Source organism: Streptomyces sp. CA-106110, assembly GCF_050936285.1.
Lineage (GTDB): Bacteria > Actinomycetota > Actinomycetes > Streptomycetales > Streptomycetaceae > Streptomyces.
Genome location: NZ_JBNJNB010000001.1, coordinates 8101044 through 8119244, shown reverse-complemented (window position 1 = coordinate 8119244; position 18201 = coordinate 8101044). Strand labels below are relative to the sequence as shown.

15 protein-coding genes and 1 pseudogene are annotated in these 18201 nt (G+C 70.3%); 6 read left to right on the top strand and 10 right to left on the bottom strand.

The annotated features are described in order from the left end of the window. Positions 1-112: 112 nt before the first annotated feature. From folE to ACQEXA_RS37365, 7 genes are all read right to left on the bottom strand, one after another. A complete protein-coding gene (folE, locus tag ACQEXA_RS37395) occupies positions 113-649 on the bottom strand; it encodes a GTP cyclohydrolase I (RefSeq protein ID WP_359391148.1) in 537 nt (178 codons plus the stop codon). 379 nt (positions 650-1028) lie between these two features. Next, positions 1029-2054, bottom strand: coding sequence for a DUF6879 family protein (locus ACQEXA_RS37390; protein WP_432927462.1), 1026 nt, complete (start codon positions 2052-2054; stop codon positions 1029-1031). A 39-nt stretch (positions 2055-2093) separates the two neighbouring features. Then, positions 2094-3062, bottom strand: coding sequence for an SCO2521 family protein (locus ACQEXA_RS37385; RefSeq protein ID WP_432927464.1), 969 nt, complete (start codon positions 3060-3062; stop codon positions 2094-2096). A gap of 1 nt (position 3063) precedes the next feature. Beyond that, complete coding sequence (locus ACQEXA_RS37380) at positions 3064-4047, bottom strand: SCO2522 family protein (RefSeq protein WP_432927466.1); 984 nt, start codon at positions 4045-4047, stop codon at positions 3064-3066. Then, positions 4044-4961 (bottom strand): SCO2523 family variant P-loop protein, encoded by a 918-nt coding sequence (locus ACQEXA_RS37375; RefSeq protein ID WP_359391140.1) that lies wholly within the window; start codon positions 4959-4961, stop codon positions 4044-4046. Before ACQEXA_RS37375 ends, ACQEXA_RS37380 begins: the two co-directional genes overlap by 4 nt. 2 nt (positions 4962-4963) lie before the next feature. Next, the gene (locus ACQEXA_RS37370; protein ID WP_432927470.1) at positions 4964-6805 is read right to left on the bottom strand and encodes an SCO2524 family protein; all 1842 of its coding nucleotides are present in this window, start codon (positions 6803-6805) and stop codon (positions 4964-4966) included. Between the two features lie 72 nt (positions 6806-6877). Then, complete coding sequence (locus ACQEXA_RS37365; RefSeq protein ID WP_432927472.1) at positions 6878-7666, bottom strand: SCO2525 family SAM-dependent methyltransferase; 789 nt, start codon at positions 7664-7666, stop codon at positions 6878-6880. A gap of 263 nt (positions 7667-7929) precedes the next feature. Between ACQEXA_RS37365 and ACQEXA_RS37360 the strand changes: the two genes are divergently transcribed. Then, on the top strand, positions 7930-8463 hold the full coding sequence (locus ACQEXA_RS37360; protein WP_432927474.1) for a GNAT family N-acetyltransferase: 534 nt from the start codon (positions 7930-7932) through the stop codon (positions 8461-8463). A 24-nt stretch (positions 8464-8487) separates the two neighbouring features. Here ACQEXA_RS37360 and ACQEXA_RS37355 read toward each other — a convergent pair whose 3' ends face one another. Next, positions 8488-9249, bottom strand: coding sequence for a FadR/GntR family transcriptional regulator (locus tag ACQEXA_RS37355; protein WP_433134709.1), 762 nt, complete (start codon positions 9247-9249; stop codon positions 8488-8490). A 237-nt stretch (positions 9250-9486) separates the two neighbouring features. On the opposite strand from ACQEXA_RS37355, the gene ACQEXA_RS37350 reads away from it, so the two are divergent. From ACQEXA_RS37350 to ACQEXA_RS37330, 5 genes and pseudogenes are all read left to right on the top strand, one after another. Then, complete coding sequence (locus ACQEXA_RS37350; RefSeq protein WP_433132252.1) at positions 9487-11100, top strand: ABC transporter substrate-binding protein; 1614 nt, start codon at positions 9487-9489, stop codon at positions 11098-11100. 18 nt (positions 11101-11118) lie between these two features. After that, positions 11119-12081 (top strand): annotated as a pseudogene (locus ACQEXA_RS37345) (ABC transporter permease). After that, positions 12078-14057, top strand: a complete 1980-nt coding sequence (locus tag ACQEXA_RS37340; RefSeq protein WP_433132250.1) for a dipeptide/oligopeptide/nickel ABC transporter permease/ATP-binding protein — start codon at positions 12078-12080, stop codon at positions 14055-14057. Before ACQEXA_RS37345 ends, ACQEXA_RS37340 begins: the two are co-directional and overlap by 4 nt. Then, positions 14054-15121 carry an oligopeptide/dipeptide ABC transporter ATP-binding protein gene (locus ACQEXA_RS37335; RefSeq protein ID WP_433132248.1) on the top strand — a complete coding sequence of 356 codons (1068 nt, stop codon included), beginning with the start codon at positions 14054-14056 and terminating at the stop codon, positions 15119-15121. The genes ACQEXA_RS37340 and ACQEXA_RS37335 overlap by 4 nt, the downstream gene beginning before the upstream one ends. Further along, on the top strand, positions 15121-16107 hold the full coding sequence (locus ACQEXA_RS37330) for a dihydrodipicolinate synthase family protein (RefSeq protein WP_432927484.1): 987 nt from the start codon (positions 15121-15123) through the stop codon (positions 16105-16107). Before ACQEXA_RS37335 ends, ACQEXA_RS37330 begins: the two co-directional genes overlap by 1 nt. Positions 16108-16110: 3 nt before the next feature. Here ACQEXA_RS37330 and ACQEXA_RS37325 read toward each other — a convergent pair whose 3' ends face one another. Continuing rightward, positions 16111-17304 carry a sialidase family protein gene (locus tag ACQEXA_RS37325; RefSeq protein ID WP_433132246.1) on the bottom strand — a complete coding sequence of 398 codons (1194 nt, stop codon included), beginning with the start codon at positions 17302-17304 and terminating at the stop codon, positions 16111-16113. A 114-nt stretch (positions 17305-17418) separates the two neighbouring features. Next, positions 17419-18123, bottom strand: a complete 705-nt coding sequence (locus ACQEXA_RS37320) for a TerB family tellurite resistance protein (RefSeq protein ID WP_432927488.1) — start codon at positions 18121-18123, stop codon at positions 17419-17421. Between the last annotated feature and the right edge of the window lie 78 nt (positions 18124-18201).

Sequence of the window (18201 nt, the reverse complement as noted above, 5' to 3'; positions counted from 1 at the left end):
CTTCGACCGCGCGTCACGGATGGCGCGGCCGTGCCGGACGGCACGGCCGCGCGCGGCGGACCACCCCAGGTGCCCGCCGCGTGAAGCCGGATGTGCAGGGCCCGGCGGACCGTCAGTCGTCCAGCCCGAACCGGGAGAACAGTTCCTTGTCACCCGTGACGTACGAGGTGTCGGTGATCGCCGTCTGGTCGGACGGACCGCGGCTGCACATGCACATGTGCCGGCCGGTGGACACCACACGTGCCGCACGCGCGCCACCCGAGGACATGATCTCCTCGGCGATGTCCTTCACCAGGTGCTCCTGGATCTGGAACCTGCGGCTGAACGCCTGCACCAGCCGGGGGAACTTGCCCAGGCCGAGGATCCGGTCGCCGGGCACGTACGAAACCGCCACCTTGCCGTAGAAAGGCAGGAAGTGGTGCGCGCAGATCGAGTAGTAGTTGATGTCGTGCACGCGGACCACACCTGCGTGTTCACCCTGGACCTCGACCGTCGTCTTGAGGATCGTCGAGGTGTCGATCTCATAGCCGCTCAGCAGCTGGCGGTAGGCGCGGACGATACGGGGCTCGCATTCGGGTTCCCGGTACCAGTCGAGGGCGCGTTTGTCGGTCGTGACGTTTTCTTCGAGCCACTCGGCGATGCTGCTCACGAACACACCTCCAGATGGACGGATTTGCGCGTTTGCTGCTGTCGTTTCAGCTGTGCCTGTGGCTAGTTCCGCACAAGTGGCCATCCGGGGAACGGCCGTCCCCGTACTGGAGCTCGGTACTCGCGTCGCTCGCCGGGACTCCCCGGGATCCGTCTCACCGGACCGCATACGAGCGCACATGCGCCTTGAACAGCAACTTCGCGCTGACGGTGTCATGCTGCCCGCGGCCAGCATGGTGCGCAACTCATCACAGATGTCCGGGTGACCCCTCACTCTCTCGGTCTTTCCCGCTTCCCAAAATGGTTAATTCACTGTAAAGCTTTGCAAAGAGAGCACGTCGAGAACGGGAGAAGGACGCGGCGTGGGCCGAGGTGTGCGCTCAGCCGGACGCCGCGGTCGGTTCGGGCTCCGGGTCCGGCCCGGTCGGCTCCGTGGCCTCCCAGAGCACGTTGAAGCGGTTGATCCGCTCGGACACGTGCTCCCGGGTCATCTTCAGCGTCGTCTTCGCTGGCATGACCTCAACGTCCGGCTCGGTCTCGTAGGAGAGTTCGCCGTCGAAGACGATGAAGTCGTTGAGCGGGGTCACCTGCGCGGGCGGTGGCAGCAGGGAACGGACCGCGATACGGGCGTCGATGCCGAACTCCCGGTGCCGCTCGCACAGGCGCTCGAGGCTCGGGGTGCGGTCCTCGGGCTTGCTGACGAGGAACAGCCGCCGCACCACCACGCCGCGCTGGCTGATCGCCCTCTCCTGGGCCTTCAGGTACCGGTTCGCCGGCTCGCTGAACCAGAAGTCGCGGTCCACCGAGGTGCTGGTGGCGTACACCGTCTTCTTGGCGCAGGTGGTGAGGTCGATCAGCCAGTCGTGGTTCTCGCCCGGGCAGTCGGCACTGCCGTTACTGAGGCTCTCCATGAGCGAGGCGAGCCGGCCGATCTCCTCCTGGGCGAAGGTCTTGACGAGCTCCGATCCGTGCTCGCCGACCTGCGTGTACTTACGGGCCAGCCGGGTCACCCCGTCGGAGCGCAGCACTGAACGGTCCACCTGGCTGAACAGCTCGGTCGCGTCGTTGATCTTGGCGAAGCTCTCGTCGACCGCCCGGCGCATCTGCTCGTGATGGCTGGTCAGGCTGTCCCGCATCTCGCGGATGCGCCGCTTCTGGCTCTCCTCCATCGACTCCAGGCGTTGCTCGAACTCCATGAGGTACTGGATGATCAGTGCCGAGCCGCCGAGGACGACGGACACGGTCAGCTGCCACACCTGGTTCTTGTCCTGATCGAGGACGTTGGTCAGCACATAGGTGGCTGCGGCGACCGCGACCGTGAGCAGCGTCTTGCGGAGCAGCTTGGGTATGCGCTGCTCCTCCCGCTGCGGCACGGCCCTCACGTCCCCTGTCGATGCTCCGCTCATTTCGGCCTCCCCCGTCGGGTGTCTGGTTCGTGCCTCCGCTCAGCGCGTGCTCAGTGCCTCGTGCAGCAGCGGAATGGCCTGGACGGCCAGTTGATCCCGGATGCGCTGGACCAGGGTCTGCCATTGGCGAGTGAACCCCGGCTCTCGTTCCAGCACGTCCCACAGGTGGCCCAGCGCCGGGTCCACGTGTGCGCGCGGCATCCACAGATGCAGCAGGTGATCGACGGCCGGGCGCAGGGCGAGGACGGCCGAGGGGCCGTCCGCGGCGCCGAGCCTGCTGTTGTCGAGCATGTGCACGACGGTCGTCAGCAGCCAGTCGTGCAGCGCGAGGTCCTCGCACAGGCCCGCCGCCGCGGCGGGCGGGGTGCCCTCAGGCAGCCGCAGCTCGACGGTCCGCAGCCCGTCCTCGGCCAGAGTGAAACGCTCCAGCGCCGGCCCCTCACCAGCCGCAGCACGACGCGCGGCCCACCGCAGATGGGTGCGCCGCGACTTGAAGGGTGCCTTGTGGTCGAGCAGCGGGTGGCGCAGCAGCTGGGCGAGCAGGCCCTCGGCGATCATCCCGAGGTCCAGCTCGCCGCGTGCGGCGCCGCCCAGGACGCCCGCCGCGGTGGCCTGCTCGGGAAGTTTCCCGAAGGGTTCGACGATCCCGGGCCGCACCAGGTAGTGGCCCCAGGGGCGGCGCGAGTCGGGGCCGCCGGCCGGGGCGCCGAAGTACGCGGTGGCCTGCAGCACGCGGCCCTCGGTGAGCGCGGCCCGGGCGGCCACCGTGCCGACGGCGCGCACCTTGGCGCCGTTGGAGGTGGGCAGCCGGCAGTCCACGCCGGTCAGGACCTGCGGCGAGAGCGCGTAGAGGTTGGGCCGCTCGGAGACGCGGACGTGTTCGTCGGCGCGCAGTCTGAGCAGCTGGGCGGCGGCCCGGCCGTCCAGCGCCTGGAAGGACGGCAGCAGCCCCGTGCGCGTCTCACCGCAGGCGAGCACCGGACCCGCCGAGTGCCCGGGAGCTGCCATCTCAGCTCTCCCCGTAGGAGAGGGTGGCGGCGGGCTCCTCGTAGAAGACGTATGTGGCGCGCTGGGCCACCGCGGCCGGAACCGCGACCCGTTCGCGGGCGGAGCGCTCGGCGACCTGCCGCAGGGCTGCGGAGTCGACGTCGATCTGGTCGAGGACGAGCCGTACGGCGTCCTCCACGGCGAGAAAGCGGTTGGGCATCAGGGTGCAGGTGCGGTATGCGCTGAAGGGTGCCGCCGAGGCGTTGAGCCGGAGCAGCGGCGGCAGCCGGTCCCAGTCGTAGGGGAAGTCGCCGCCGTCCCAGGGGCGTGGGGTCAGCACGGGCTCGCCGAGGTGACGCAGCAGGCCGAGACGGGCCAGCTGCCAGACGGCGGCGAGGAACGGGCAGGACCACAGACGCTGTCCGTCCTTCTCCGACCACAGCTCGACGTCCATGAACACGGAGTGGTTGCGCGCCGCGGTCTCCTGGGGAGGCTGCCAGCCGGTGATCTCGCCCATGGCGCTGCGCGAGGAGGGGGTGCGCTGTCCGTTGGCGAGCCAGCCGGTCTGGCTGACGGACGGGCGGGAGCCGTAGCTGCCGGGCGGCGGCGACTCCACGAGACGGTGCATCACGGCCTCGGCGAGCTCGATCTTGTCGGCTACGGCGCAGCCCGACTCACGCGCCAGGTAGTCGATGACCAGTCCGGCCCGTTCGGCCTCCGCCAGCACCATGGGCACGAGTTCGGCGGGGGTGGAGAAACGGGTGAAGTAGTCGTCGATGAGGAAGCACGTGCTGATGCGGGGCCGCTTGCCTCCGGCGCGGCGTGCGGCGGAGGCGCGGGCGGCGTCCACCCAGATCCGCACCTCGGCGAAGTGCTCGCGCAGCCGCTCGGGGCCGGCCTCGAAGTCCTCCATATAGAGGTGGCCGAGCTCCAGCGAGAGATGGGACAGCGGTAAGGACTGCGTGCGGGGCTGTGCGGTGGTCTCCTGGAACACGGCTTCCGTCACGCCTGCTCCCAGTACTTGTCGTCGGTCAGCCGGCCGGCCAGTTCGCTCAGCGCCTCCCATGTCTCCCGGTTGGCGATCTGGCTGTCGAGCACGTCCTCGTCGGTGATGAGCTGCTCTCGCCACTGCAGGACGGGCTCCAGGGGCACGGAGCCGAGGACCTGGGTGTATCCGATACCGAGGGTGGAGGACATCTGTTTGAGGTCGCGGTCGCACTCCCGCATCCAGGCGGACTGGGTGGCCGAGACCTGCGACCACAGCGACGACTCGGGGTCGGGTACGGCGGCCCGCACGAAGCGGATGACGCTGCGCAGCGCGTCCTCGTCGTGGCCGCGGGCCACACCTCCGGCGACGATGCCACGTTTGCCGAAGACCAGGCTCGCCGCGGCCGCCACGTGCTGACGGGTCCAGCGGTGGAAGACCAGCCAGCGGAACTCGACGCCCCGCATCTCCCGCTGCGAGGTGGCCTCCAGGACCATGTCGACGGCGTAGCTGCGGCCGGCACTGAGGTCGACGACGATCAGGTCGAACTCGCTGTTGAGCCGGAGCAGCAGATCGACACAGCGGCGCAGGTTGTCCTCGCCGGTCGCGAACTCGCCGCCGCTGAGGTCGCCGGGCATCAGTACCAGACGGCCGGAGCCGGGCGGCCGGTTGCGCAGCACCCGGTGCTCGGTGTCCGCCCACACGTCGATACGGAGCGGCTCGCCCACCGTGCCGCTCAGATACGAGTGCAGGCCCCGGTCCTCGGCGGCCTGGCGCGCGTCCGGGACGTCGAAGACGGCCGCCGCGGTGGGCGAGCCGAAGTCGAAGTCGAGGTAGCACACGTCGTCACCGGCCAGCGCCCGGTGGTAGGCGAGGTTGGCGCTGGTGACGGAGCGGCCCGTGCCTCCCTTGTCGGAGGCCGCGAAGACGAGCACGGCTACACCCCCTGGACCGCGGCCTCGCGGGCCCGGGCGAGGGCGTCGAGCTGCCCGAGCACGTCGAGCGTCAGCGCACAGGCGGTTCCGGGCTGTTCGTCCACGAGTGTGCGGGCACGGCGCAACTTGACCTCGATGCTCCTGAGTTCCATTCCGCGGTTGCCCTCGGAGGCGGGCGCGGGCTCCATCTGTTCATTGCCCAGGAGATGACTGGACTCGCTGAGCAACGCCCTGGCCAGTTGGGTCAGTTCGGTGCTGCGGATCGGCGGCTGCCGGTACATCTGGTGGACCTGGACCATCACCTCGGTGACGCGCTCGGTGACGTTCCAGGACACCGGTCCTTCGGAGACCGGCGATTCGGGGTAGGCGGCGTGGACGTTGTCCCACAGGCCGACGCCCTCGCCGTCGCGAATGCGGCGCATCCACACATGGCCGAAGATGTCCTCGGCGAGCCTGAGCAGCCGGTCGTGCGAGCTCAGGTTGCGGGAGAGCGTGCACAGCTGGATGGTGCGCTTGAGCAGCTGTGCGGAGAAGTCGGTCATGGTCCACTGCATCTGCGGCCCGATACGTTCGCTGCCCTGCAACGGCAGGGTGACGCCGGGGTTGTGCAGCTGGACCATGGGGTCGTCGCGCATCATGCGGCTGGTGATGCGGCCCCGCTCGGCGAGGCGTTCCATCACGCTGACGGTGCGGGTCAGGTCGTCGTCGGTGGCCCGGCGCCGCATCAGGTCGTGGACGAGGATGGCGGCGACGGAGAGGGAGAAGTACTCGGACTCCAGCTTCTGGCCGGTGGTGCGCCAGGGGATGTCCTCCAGGGGCCAGCGGTCGGTGTCGAAGCGCGCGATGCCCGACCAGAACTGCTGGGTGATCTCCCAGCGCAGTCGTAACGCCTCGGCGAGCTTCTGCTGCTCGGAGTTGAGCAGGCCCAGGGTGAGGGTGCGGTCGGAGAACAGGTCCTGGATACCGTCGAGTGCGACCACGGTGAAGTACAGGTAGGGCACCGGGTTGGCGACGCCCACGGGCTGGGGCCCGATCTCCTCGTCGGTCTCCACCTCGGGGGCGTCCTTGACGATGCTCCAGCCCCAGCCGCACTCGAAGAGCTGACTCTCGTCCTTGAGGCCCTCCTCGACGTCGACACCGAGGACGAAGCTCTCGACGATGGCCGCGCGCAGCGGCCGGAAGCGGCGCTGGAACCTCTGCAGGACGTGCCGCTGCGACAGCCGTCCCTGGCCGAGGAGTTCGCAGAGGGTGCGGCCCTGGGAGGAGTCGGTGTCGAAGACGTTGACGGTGAAGGAGCGCAGCAGGCTCACCATGGCGGCGGTGAGCCGGTTGCTGGTGGCGGCCCGCAGTTCCTGGATCGTCTCGTGGATGTCGCTGCGGCGGGTCTTGGACTCGTACACCTTGAGGAAGCCGAGCGTGGCCAGGCAGAGGGTGATCGACATCGAGTAGGAGTCGACCACCCCCAGTGCGCGCTGTTCCTCGGTGAGGTCCCGGTGCTCGTCCATGGAGAGGAAGTAGTGGCCACCGGCGAACGTGGGCCTCTTGTCGTCGCCGATGTGCATGCGCATGAACTGGTTGGCGGCCGTGACGAGGTTGGCCGGGATCTCCAGCCGTCCGCCCGCCTTCCTCAGGACCTTCTGGACGTCGTCCTGCGTGGTGTCCGGGTCGTCCAGCCGGAAGGCCGGGATCTCCGTGGCCGGATACAGGAGGCACAACAGGTGCTCGGCGTCGGCGACACTGCTCTCCCCACCCCACTTGCCCCAGGTCCACTCGCCCCCGTCGAACGAGTTGCGGGCGACCGCCTGCCAGATGTCCAGCAGATGCTGGCGTGGCTTGATCTGCATCCCATGCCCCTCACACAGGCCGCACTGCCATCAATTGAAGATGAGCCCTCTTCTGTTGTGAAGATTCGGTCCTCAACCGGCCGGAATATCGGAGTCCGAATTCCGTCGGCCGCAGGCGACGATCATTCCCGAATAACCTTCGCGTACGGCGGCCGAGGCCTTGAGGCGGGTGGTCTTGAACTCGCCCGCAAAAGGCTCGAGGCTCTCGTACACCTCCGACTCTCCCACGTCGCAGGCGGGGAAGAAATGCTCGCCCGCATGATAACCCTTCGAATGTTCCATGAACGCGGCGGCGAAGGGCGCGCCTGGGGCCAGGGCACGCAGGAAGCACTCGACGCCCCTGGTGAACTCCTCGTGCGAGGTGGTCATCGACTCCGCGACGAAGAACATGGTCCCCATGGACCAGCGGCCCTGGTGCCGCACGAGGTCGAAGAGGTCGCCCGACTCGACCCGGACGGCCTTGCGGAACTTGGCCCGCGGATCCATGTCGAGGGCGGCGTAGCCGTCGTTCTTGCACAGGACGCGCCAGAACTGGTCCCAGTTGGCGTCGTAGGACTCGGTCTGGCCGCGCAGGTAGCGCACATTGGCGGAGGAGCGTTCGAGGAGGGTGATCTCGTCACACCAGGGCAGCATGGTCAGTGCGGGGTAGAGGTTCGCGCCGGCCCCCACGTCGATACCGGAAACCGGTCCGGCAGCATGCTCTCTGAAATGATCGCCGAAATGATCGCGTACGATATGAAGGATCTCCGCGTCCTCCGCCTGTAAGTCACGGTAATTGTGATCAACGTAGGCGATCGGATCGAATGCGGCCCAGGACACATCCGCATTCAACTGCGCGTCCCCCGGCGATCTGAAGGTCATCGCCCCACGGTACCAATGTCCAAGGCCCACTGGATCCCCCTCGCCTCGATGTCGCAGGAACAATTACCTCCCGCGGGGCGCATCGGGGGCGCACCGGGGCGAATGCACTTTTGGACCTGATCCCGCCTTGAACGGCCAGATCGTTGCCGCTCAAGATGGTCGTAACTCTGTCGAACACACCCGAACGACAGACGGCGCACGTCCCACCCGTACCACCCGTGCGGGTGGCACGGACCCTTGACTCCATCTCGCAGGGGGGCGGCATGACCGCGTTTCCAGAGGAACGTTTCCCTTCGCCCGGCGGCCGTATCGGCCCGTCCCTCTTCCGTGAACGGGCGTTCGTGGACCGGCCCCTGACGATGAGGGGGGTGACCGAGGACGACCTGCCCGAACTCATCCGCGTCGACCACGAGGCCTTCCCGGACGACCCGTACCCCCACTTCGTCCTGCGCCAGTTGTTCGATCTGCACGGCGACTGCCTTCTCGTCCTCGACGACGGGCGGAGCCTGCACGGCTACGTCCTGTACGTGACCACGCGGGACGGATACCGGAGCTGGGTCGTCAGCCTCGGCGTCACGCGCGACCAGCGGGGGCGGGGGCTGGGCCGACGGCTGATGCTGGAGGTGCTGCGCCGGCTGCGCGGCGACGGCGTCCGCGAGGTCCGGCTGACGGTGGAGCCGGCGAACGCCGCCGCCATCATGCTGTACCGGTCACTGGGCTTCTCGTCCGACGAAGGCGTCCGCAAGGACTACTTCGGTGCCGGGGAGGACCGCCTCATCATGACCCTCGGACTGTGAGCCGCGCGGACCGCACCGGGGAGCCTAGAAGACACCCCTCGCGTCCGGCCGGCCCCTCGCCGGGGCGCCCGTCACCGCCGCCTCGATCCCGCTGAAGTGGTCCGTCATCGCCCGCTCCGCGCTCTCCGCGTCCCGGGATCGCAGGGCCCTGACGATGTCGCGGTGGCGGCGGGCCGTCAGCTCGGGGGCGGGGCCCCCGGGCCACTCCCGGGCGAGGGCGACCCGCCGGAACACCGTCCAGAACGCGCCCAGTAACTGCGGCACGAACGCGTTGCCCAGCGTGCCGTACAGCAACTCGTGGAACTCCCGGTCGAGTTCAGGAAAGGGGCGGCCCTCGCGGCCCGCCGCCTCCATGCGGTCCACCACCGCCTCCAGCCGGTCCAGCTCCGGCTCGGACACCGTCGTCGTCACGCGGCGGATCAGCCCCTCCTCCAGCACCTCGCGGACCTGGAGGATCTCGTTCAGGGCGTCCATCTCGTCGTCGGGCCGGGTGAGCGCGCGGAAGGTGAGTCCGTCGACGAACGGGGTGAGCGACGCCTGCCCGACATACGTCCCGTAGCCGTGCCTGATCTCCACGATGTCGAGCGCCTGGAGCGCCTTGAGCGCCTCCCGCACGGAGTTGCGACTGACCTCGAGATCGTCCATCAGTTCCGACTCGGTGGGCAGCGGATCGCCGGGCCGGAGTTTGCGATCGAGGACGAGTTGCATGACCTCGCGCTGGATCCGGCCGCTCACGCGCCGCTCGGCCTCGTGCCTGTTTCCGGGCTCCTGAGCCATGCGCCGAATCGTACGCGCGCGTTCGCCCGGCGTCGTCTCCCGGTATGGACATATTGCCAACTACCTACATTTCACGACGCCATTGGTCGCACCTTTGGCGGTTACGCCATTCGGGTAACGTCCCTTGACCACCCCGGCGCCCCCTCCTAGGGTCGCGCTGCCGATGGAGACGTAGGACGTCGTATCTCCCCCGTCCTCCAGTCACCTGCCGAAGACTCCACCCAGATCATGTTTGCTGGAGGAACCGTGCGCGACGTCGCCCGCGACGTACCGGCGCCGGCCCGCTGGGCGTTCTTGAGGTACTCCGGCGCGCTGGGCGCGGCAGCCCTCTCCTCCTCGCCGGCCGCCTGCTCCTGGGGCCCGGAGTCCACCAACGACATCGGCGGCCACCACACGCTGACGGCGGTCATCGGGTACGGGAACGACGGCAGCTGGGATCCGACACAGACCGCCTCGGCCTTCAGCATGGCCACCAACAACCACATCTACGAGGGGCTGCTCGACACCGATCCGATCTCCCGCAAGCCCTACGCGGCGCTCGCCACCGAGGTGTCGAAGGACCCGGACGGTACGTCCTGGACGCTCACGCTGCGGTCCGGTGCGACCTTCCACGACGGGCATCCGGTCACGGCCGACGACGTCCTGTTCGTCTTCGACCGGATCCTCGACCCGAGGACACCGACGCTCGTCACGGGCTTCTTCGCGAGCTGGCTGAAGGAAGTGCGCAAGATCGACGCGCGGAACGTCGAGCTGGTGCTCAAATTCCCCTTCCGTGACGGGCTTTCCCGGCTGACGCTGGCGAAGATCATGCCGAGGCACGTCTTCTCCCGGCCGGGCGGCTGGGACGACGCCGTCAGAGGCACAGCGATCGGCTCGGGACCGTATCGGCAGAGTGCGCACCACCCCAAGTCGAATACGGTCCTCGAGGCGTACACCCGCTACAACGGGCCGCGCCCGCCCGCCTTCAAGAAGATGAACTGGTTGTCGATCGTCGACGCCGCGCCACGTGTCGCCAGGATCTCCGGTTCCGGCGCGGGGGCGCAGGTCGCGGACAACATCCCGTACGCCGACATCGGGCATCTGAGGCGGGACGGGCTGACAGTCGCGGGCGGCGCCGGGATGAACAACCTGTTCCTGATGTTCAACACCGGGCACCGGCCCTTCGACGACGTCCGGGTCCGGCAGGCGCTGCACTACGCCATCGACAGCGAGAAGATGGTCAAGGTCGCGCTCAGGGGCCGCGGCAGGCCGTCGACCTCCTTCCTCGACGAGGCCAACCCCGCCCATCGGAGGGCCCGGACGGTCTACGGCCACGATCCCGGCAAGGCCAGACGGCTCCTGAAGGAGGCCGGGGTCAGCGGGCTGCGGATCGAGCTCCTGGCGGTGAACGTGAGCTGGGTCGTCGACTGTCTGCCGACCATCAAGTCGTCCTGGGACGCGATCGGTGTGCGGACGGCGCTCTCGCCGCAGGAGACGACGGCCGTGTTCACGAAGCTCGACCAGAAGCAGGACTACCAGGTCGTCGCCGCCGCCACGAACCCCAACCAGTTCGGCGCCGACGCCGATCTGATCATGCGTTACAACTACGCCCCGCAGAACCTGTGGATGCGCTACGCCCGCTGGGCGGACCACCCCGTTGCCGAGAGGCTCTTCGCGGACATGGACCGGGCGACCCGGGAGCCCGACCCGGACAGAAAGCGGACGATGATCCAGGACTGCATCGATGTCGTCGCCGAGCAGGCCGTGCTCTACCCCGTGGTCCACAACGAGCTGATGACGGCGTGGAACCCCGCACGACTCACCGGCGTGAGGGCGCAGCCCTACCCGGGCATCAACCTTCTCCAGGCCAAGTGGGCCTAGCGACAGGGGGCACAGTCCGTGGTCGCCATCGCCAGGATTCTGACCCGCCGGGTCCTCCTGCTCGTGCCGCTGATGCTCGGCATCGTGCTGTTCGTGTTCCTGTTGATGCGGTTCTCGGACACCGACCCGGCCTCCGCGTTCTTCCAGGGCACCGATCCGACACGGCGGCAACTGCACGACTTCCGGGAGTGCAACGGGCTGCTGGACCCACTGCCGGTGCGCTACGTCCACTTCGTCGGCGCGCTGCTCCACGGCGACATGGGCACCAGCGTGCTGACCCGGGCGCCGGTGGTCGAGCAGGTCACCACCGCGCTGCCGCTCACGCTCCAGCTCACCTTCCTGGGGCTCGGGATCGCCGTGGTGCTGGCGCTGCTCGGCGGGGTGACCGCCGCGATCTACCGGGACCGGCCGCCGGACCAGATCATCCGGGTGGTGTCCCTGACCGGGGTCGCCGCTCCCGGTTTCTGACTGGCCCTGCTGATGATCCAGTATCTGGCCGTGGACCGGGGCTGGTTCCCGACCGGCGGCTACATCAATCCGGCCGACTCCTTCACCGGCTGGCTGCGGACGATGGCCCTGCCCGCGCTCGCGCTGTCGCTACCGGTGGCGGCGCAGCTGACCCGCATCGTGCGCACGTCCGTGGTGGAGGAGCTGGACAAGGACTACGTGCGCACGGCGATCGGCAGCGGGCTGCCGCCCCGGGTGGTGGTCGGGCGGAACGTGCTGCGGAACGCGCTCGTCAACCCGCTGACCGTGCTGGGCCTGCGGGTCGGCTATCTGCTCGGGGGCGCGGTCGTCATCGAGACGATCTTCTCCCTGCCCGGGATGAGCAAGTTGATGATCGACGCCGTCAAGAACGGCGACCCGGCGGTCGTCCAGGGCGTCGTGCTGACGACCGCGGCCAGTTTCGTGGTCGTCAACCTCGTCATCGACATCCTGTATCTGCTGGTCAACCCGCGACTGAGGGATACGGCCCGGTGATCGCCACACGCAAGAGCCTCACCGAGGCCCTGTCCCGCCCCGGGCTCCGGCTGCGCGGCCGGCGCCGACTGCCGGCGCTGCCGAAGGCCGCGCTCTGCTTTCTGACCCTCGTCGCGATGGTGGCGCTGCTCGCACCCCTCGTCGCCCCGCACGACCCCCTGGACCAGCAGGACCCGGTCGACGGTACTGGGCACCCGTCGGCCGCGCACTGGATGGGCCAGGACAGCCTCGGCCGGGACATCCTCAGCCGGCTGATGTACGGCGCCCGCTGGTCCCTCGCCATCGGACTCGGGGCGACCGCCCTGGCACTGGTCGCCGGGGCCCTGCTCGGGGCGGTCGCGGCGACCTCCCGCAAGGCGGTGGACGAGACGCTGATGCGCGGTCTGGACATCGTCATGGCGTTCCCGGGCATCGCACTCGCGGCGGTCCTCATCTCCGTGTTCGGCGGCGGGATCACGGTGCTGATGTGCGCGATCGCGTTCCTGTTCACCCCGCCGGTCGCCAGGGTCGTACGGGCCAACGTCCTGGACCAGTACGGCGAGGACTATGTGACGGCGGAACGGGTCATCGGCGCCCGCACCCCTCATGTCGTCGTCCGGCATGTGGCTGTCAACTGTGCCGCGCCGGTCCTCGTGTTCTGCACGGTCCAGGTCGCCGAGGCCATCGTGTTCGAGGCGTCGCTGTCCTTCATCGGCGCGGGTGTGCGGCCCCCGGACCCGTCATGGGGCGGTGTCATCGCGGACGGCAAGAACATGGTGCTCACCGGCGGCTGGTGGGCCACGGTCTTCCCGGGCCTGCTGATGCTGGTCACGGTCCTCTCGTTGAACGTCCTGGCCGAGGGCGTCCTGGACGCGTGGGCGGCTCCTGCGGCACGGGACGCGGAGGTGCGGGGGGACGGCGACCGGCTGGAGACGCCGGAGCCCGGCAGCGGCGAGGTGGTGCCGTTGCCCGGGCTCGCCGAGGCCGCGCGGCGACTGCGCTCCCGGGCCCGCCCGCTCCCCGGCGGGGAGCCGGTGCTCGCCGTGGAGGACCTCGCCATCGACTTTCCCGGCCGGCACCACGGCGTTGACGTCGTCGACGGGGTGAGCTTCGAGGTGCGTCCCGGTGAGGTGCTCGGCCTGGTCGGCGAGTCGGGATGCGGCAAGTCCCTGACGGCGCTCGCGGTCATGGGCCTTGCGCCTCGGGGCGCCCGGGTGCACGGACAGGTGCGTTTCCACGGGCGGCAGTTGGTGGGCACGCCGATGCGCGCCCGCCGCAGGCTGCTGGGCCATGAGATGGCGATGATCTACCAGGACGCCCTGTCGTCGCTGAACCCGGCCATGACGATCCGGGCCCAGCTCGGACAGGTCGTACGGCGCGGCGGACGGCGCAGCCCCGCCGAACTGCTGACGCTGGTCGGCCTCGACCCCGGGCGCACGCTGCGCAGCTACCCGCACGAACTCTCCGGCGGTCAGCGCCAGCGCGTCCTGATCGCCATGGCGCTCTCCCGTAACCCGCGGCTGATCGTCGCCGACGAGCCGACCACCGCGCTCGATGTGACGGTGCAGGCCCAGGTCGTCCAGCTGCTGCTGAGGCTGCGAGAGGAACTGGGCTTCGCGCTGGTCCTGGTCTCGCACGACCTGGCGCTGGTCGCGGACGTCACGGACCGGGTGGTGGTGATGTACGGCGGACGGATCGTGGAGACCGGGGTGACCGCGGACCTGGTGGAGGCGCCGGCCCACCACTACACGCGCGGACTGCTCGGCAGCGTGCTGTCGCTGGAGTCCGCGGCCGAGCGGATGACGCAGATCAAGGGGGTCGTGCCCGCCCCGGCGGACTTCCCGGCGGGGTGCCGCTTCGCGGACCGCTGCCCGTCCGCCGACGAGGTGTGCCGGTGGACGGCGCCCGCGTTGGCGGGGACGCCCGCGCACCGGGCGGCCTGCCACCACCCGGCGGTCCGCCTGGGGACGGCGGAGGAGAGCGAGGCCGTCGGATGAACGCGATCGTGCGGCTCCGCGACGCCCATGTCGTCCACCGGGCGCGCAGCGGCGGGCTGTTCACCCGGGACCGGGTGCACGCGCTGACGGGCGCCGACTTCGCGATCGCGCCCGGTGAGACGGGCGGTGTGGTCGGCGAGTCGGGCTGCGGGAAGTCGACGCTGGCCAAGGTGCTGGTCGGAGCCGAACGGCCGACGTCGGGCACGGTGCTCTTCCACGGCCGCGACCTGTGGTCGATGCCGCCCGCCGAACGCCGGACCGCGGTCGGCGGCAGCACCGGCATGATCTTCCAGGACCCGTCGACCGCCCTGAACCCCCGGCTGACCGTCCGGCGGATCCTGCGCGACCCGCTGGACGTGCACCACTGGGGAACCAGGGCCCGGCGCGAGGAACGGGTGAGGGAGTTGATGGCCCTCGTCGGTCTGCCCCGCACGCTCACCGAGGGGCTTCCGGGGCGGCTCTCCGGGGGCCAGCGCCAGCGTGTCGCCATCGCCCGCGCCCTCGCACTGGAGCCGGACCTGGTGGTCGCGGACGAACCCACGAGCGCACTGGACGTGTCGGTCCGCGCACAGATCCTGAACCTCCTGCTAGATCTCAAGGAGAGCCTGGGCCTCGCCCTCGTCTTCGTCTCGCACGACATCCAGACGGTACGGCGGATGAGCGACCGGGTGATCACGATGTACCTCGGCCGGATCGTCGAGGAGGCCCCGGCCGACCGGGTGACCGGCCACGCACGGCACCCCTACACCCGCGCCCTTTTCTCCGCGACGCCCGGGCTGCTGGATCCGATCGACCCGATCCCGCTGGCCGGCCCGGTGCCGTCGGCGACCCGGCCGCCGAGCGGGTGCCCGTTCCGCACCCGCTGCTGGAAGGCGGACGAGGTATGCGCCGCGGCGATGCCCGAGTTCTCGGGCGCGTCGGCCGCCGGGCACCGCTTCCGCTGCCACCATCCTGTGGAGGAGGGCGAGCCGACCGGCGACCTCGTGCGCCAAGCGGCGGTGCCCTCCCCGGCCACCGTCGTGGCCGAGGCACTGCCGGACCGGAAACACGCGCGGGAGCCCTGATGTCCTTCCCCACCTCCAGTGAGCCGCACGGACGCACCGGCGCCCCGAAGCCGCACGGCAGGAAGGCGGTGTCCGGTGTGGTCCCGCCCGTCTGCACCCCCCTGACACCGGAACGTGAGGTGGACGTCGCCTCGCTGACGAGGCTCGTGGACCATCTGCTGAGCGCCGGGGTGGACGCCCTGTTCGTGCTCGGGTCCTCGTCCGAGGCGGCGTACCTGACCGACCGCCAGCGGTGCCTGGTGGTGGAGACCGTGGTGTCCCATGTGGGGGGCCAGGTCCCGGTGCTGGCCGGCGCGATCGACATGACCACGCCCCGGGTGCTGGACCATGTGGCGGCGACGACCGGGGCGGGCGCGGACGCGGTGGTCGTGACCGCGCCCTTCTACACGCGGACGCATCCGGCGGAGATCGCCCGCCACTTCCGCCTGGTCGCCGACCGCTCCCCCGTCCCGGTCCTCGCCTACGACATCCCCGTCGCCGTCCACACCAAGCTGAGCCCGGAGCTGGTGCTGGAGCTGGCCGCCGACCGGGTCCTGGCCGGGCTGAAGGACTCCAGCGGTGACCTGGCCGGCTTCCGCGCCGTCGTCAGTGGCGCCCGCACGTGGGCCGGCGGCACGGACTTCAGCGTGCTCACGGGGTCCGAGCTGGTCGTGGACTCGGCGCTGGCGCTGGGCGCGGACGGGGCGGTGCCCGGACTGGCCAACGTGGACCCCGAGGGCTACGTCCGGCTGGACCGGCTGTGCCGCGCGGGCGACTGGGACGCGGCCCGGGCCCAGCAGGACCGGCTGTGCGCGCTGTACGGCATGGTCGGGGTCGGGGACCCGGTTCGGATGGGCGGCAGCTCCTCGGGCCTGGGGGCGTTCAAGGCGGCACTGCACCTGCGGGGGGTGATCGCCTGCCCGGCCACGGCGGAGCCCCAGGTGCCGCTGTCCCCGGAGGAGACGGAACGGGTGGGGAAGTTCCTGGCGGCGGCAGGGCTGCTGTAGCCGTCAGCCCAGCCGGGCGACAGGGATCCGGCGGAACTCGATCGAGTTGTAAGGACCGCTCGTCCCGGTCTCGTACAGGATGCCGACCCTGGCGCCGCGCAGCTGTACGAGGTCGCTGTAGGCGGCCCAGTGCCGGGACAGCGTCAGCGCCTTGCTGAAGGTCGCCCCGCCGTCGGTGCTGCGCCAGATCGCCATCGCGCGGCGCGCGGTGGGGGTGGAGGGTCCCGAGAACAGCAGGGGCGCACCGCGACCGCCGAGTTGCAGCGTGCTGCCCTGCACGGGCGGGACGTCGTCCAGGGTGCGCTGCACGGCGAACGGGCGGTCCAGGCTCTGCCCGCCGTCGCCGGAGTAGCTGTCGAGGCGGTTGCCCGCGCTCCTGCCGCCCTGGTCGCGTGCGCTGAAGTAGAGCCTGCCGTCGGGGAGTTGGGCGGCGCTGCTCTCGTTGGCGTTGGTCCGCCCGTCGTAGGACTCGTCGGCGAAGCCGATGTGCCAGCTGAGCCCGCCGTTGTCGCTGTAGAGCGCGTGCGCGCCGTAGTACCTGGCCTCCCGCCCGGTGTCCCGGGAGCCTGCGGGCGGCGCGGCGGAGTGGTTGGCGGGCACGACGAGACGGCCTGCGTACGGACCTCGGGTCAGGGCGATCGCATGGCCGGGACCGGTGGCGTACCACCGCCAGTGCGGCCGTTTCACCTCCGCGGTGATGTCCCGCGGGGGCGTGAAGTGCCGCCCGTCGTCACCGCTCGTCTGTACGAACACCCGGCGGCTCCGCACCGGCGTCGCCTTGCCACGCATGATCTTCGACTCGGTCATCGCGCCGCCGTTGTAGGACGTGACCAGGACGATCCGCCCGGTGCGCGGGTCCACCACCGGCGCCGGATTCCCCCGGGTGTCCCCCCTGCCGGCGGCGACCACTTCGAGGGGCCCCCAGGTGCAGCCGCCGTCGGAGGAGCGCTTGAGCACGACATCGATGTCGCCGCTGTCCCCCGCACCGTCGCGCCGCCCCTCGGCGAAGGCGAGCACGGTCCCCTTCCGGGTCGTGACGACCGCCGGGATCCGGTAGGTGTTGTATCCGCCCCGGCCGGCGGTGTACGGCACGGAGGAGGTGCAGTCGGGGGCGGCGGAGGCGGGCGAGGCGGGTGCGATGGTCATGAGCGGTGTGAGCAGCGCGGCAGCGAGGACGGCGCGGCACAGAGGTGTCATCCCTCTCCCCAGGGGCTGTGGTCCCCGAAGGGACGGTGACCTTGTCGGTCACATGCTCCCCAGCCTCAGCGCGTGTGATCCCCAAACCGTGCGCGACTCACTGGCGCGAGTGACCTAGGACGGCGTCCGTGCCGCCGCCAGCAGGCGGGTCACGTCGTCCGAATGGATCGTGAGGGCCGCGCCCACGGTGGCGAGGACGTCCCGTTCCGCCGGGGTGTAGGGGCCGTCCGCCAGGGCGATACGGGCGCCCTGGAGAAGGATCGTCTCGCGGCCCGCGGAGGCGAGATGGGGGGCGAGGGGGTCCAGGGCCTCGTGGAGTTCTATGGCCAGGCTGGTACCGCCCGGTTCGCCGCAGACCCGGCCGGTGTCGGCGGCCAGGGCCTCGACCAGGGCGCCGAGCCCGTCCCCCGTGCAGTCGTCGAAGCCGGCGGAGCGGACGGCTGCGGCGGCCGTCTCCAGGGACGTCCGGGAGCAGGCGCCGCCCGCGGCCAGTACGGCGAGGGCCACCGTGTGGACCGCGTCGCGGAGCATCGCCGAGAAGCGGGTCGTGGTGGGGTGGTCGAGGACGTCCGTGCCGTAGTGGCGGCCGCAGGCCGCGCACTCGACGACCGGGCCCGTCTCGCCACGCGGCAGGACCGGGAGCCCGACGAGGGTGAAGCGGCGCCGCCCGGCGAGCCGCTGGTAGTTGCGGTCGCCCCCGCAGCCGGGGCAGAAGAACTCACCGTCGCCGAGGGCGGTCCATGCGGTGCGAATTCCGAGGACGTGCGCGGCACGGCTCTTACGGACTCCTCGGCCGTTGCGTCCCCGTCCTGGCAGCACGTCGCACCTCCGTAACCCCACGGCAACGTCGCCGCGCTGGCGTGATGTTAGCCACATTGGCGAGGCGAAGTCAGTACC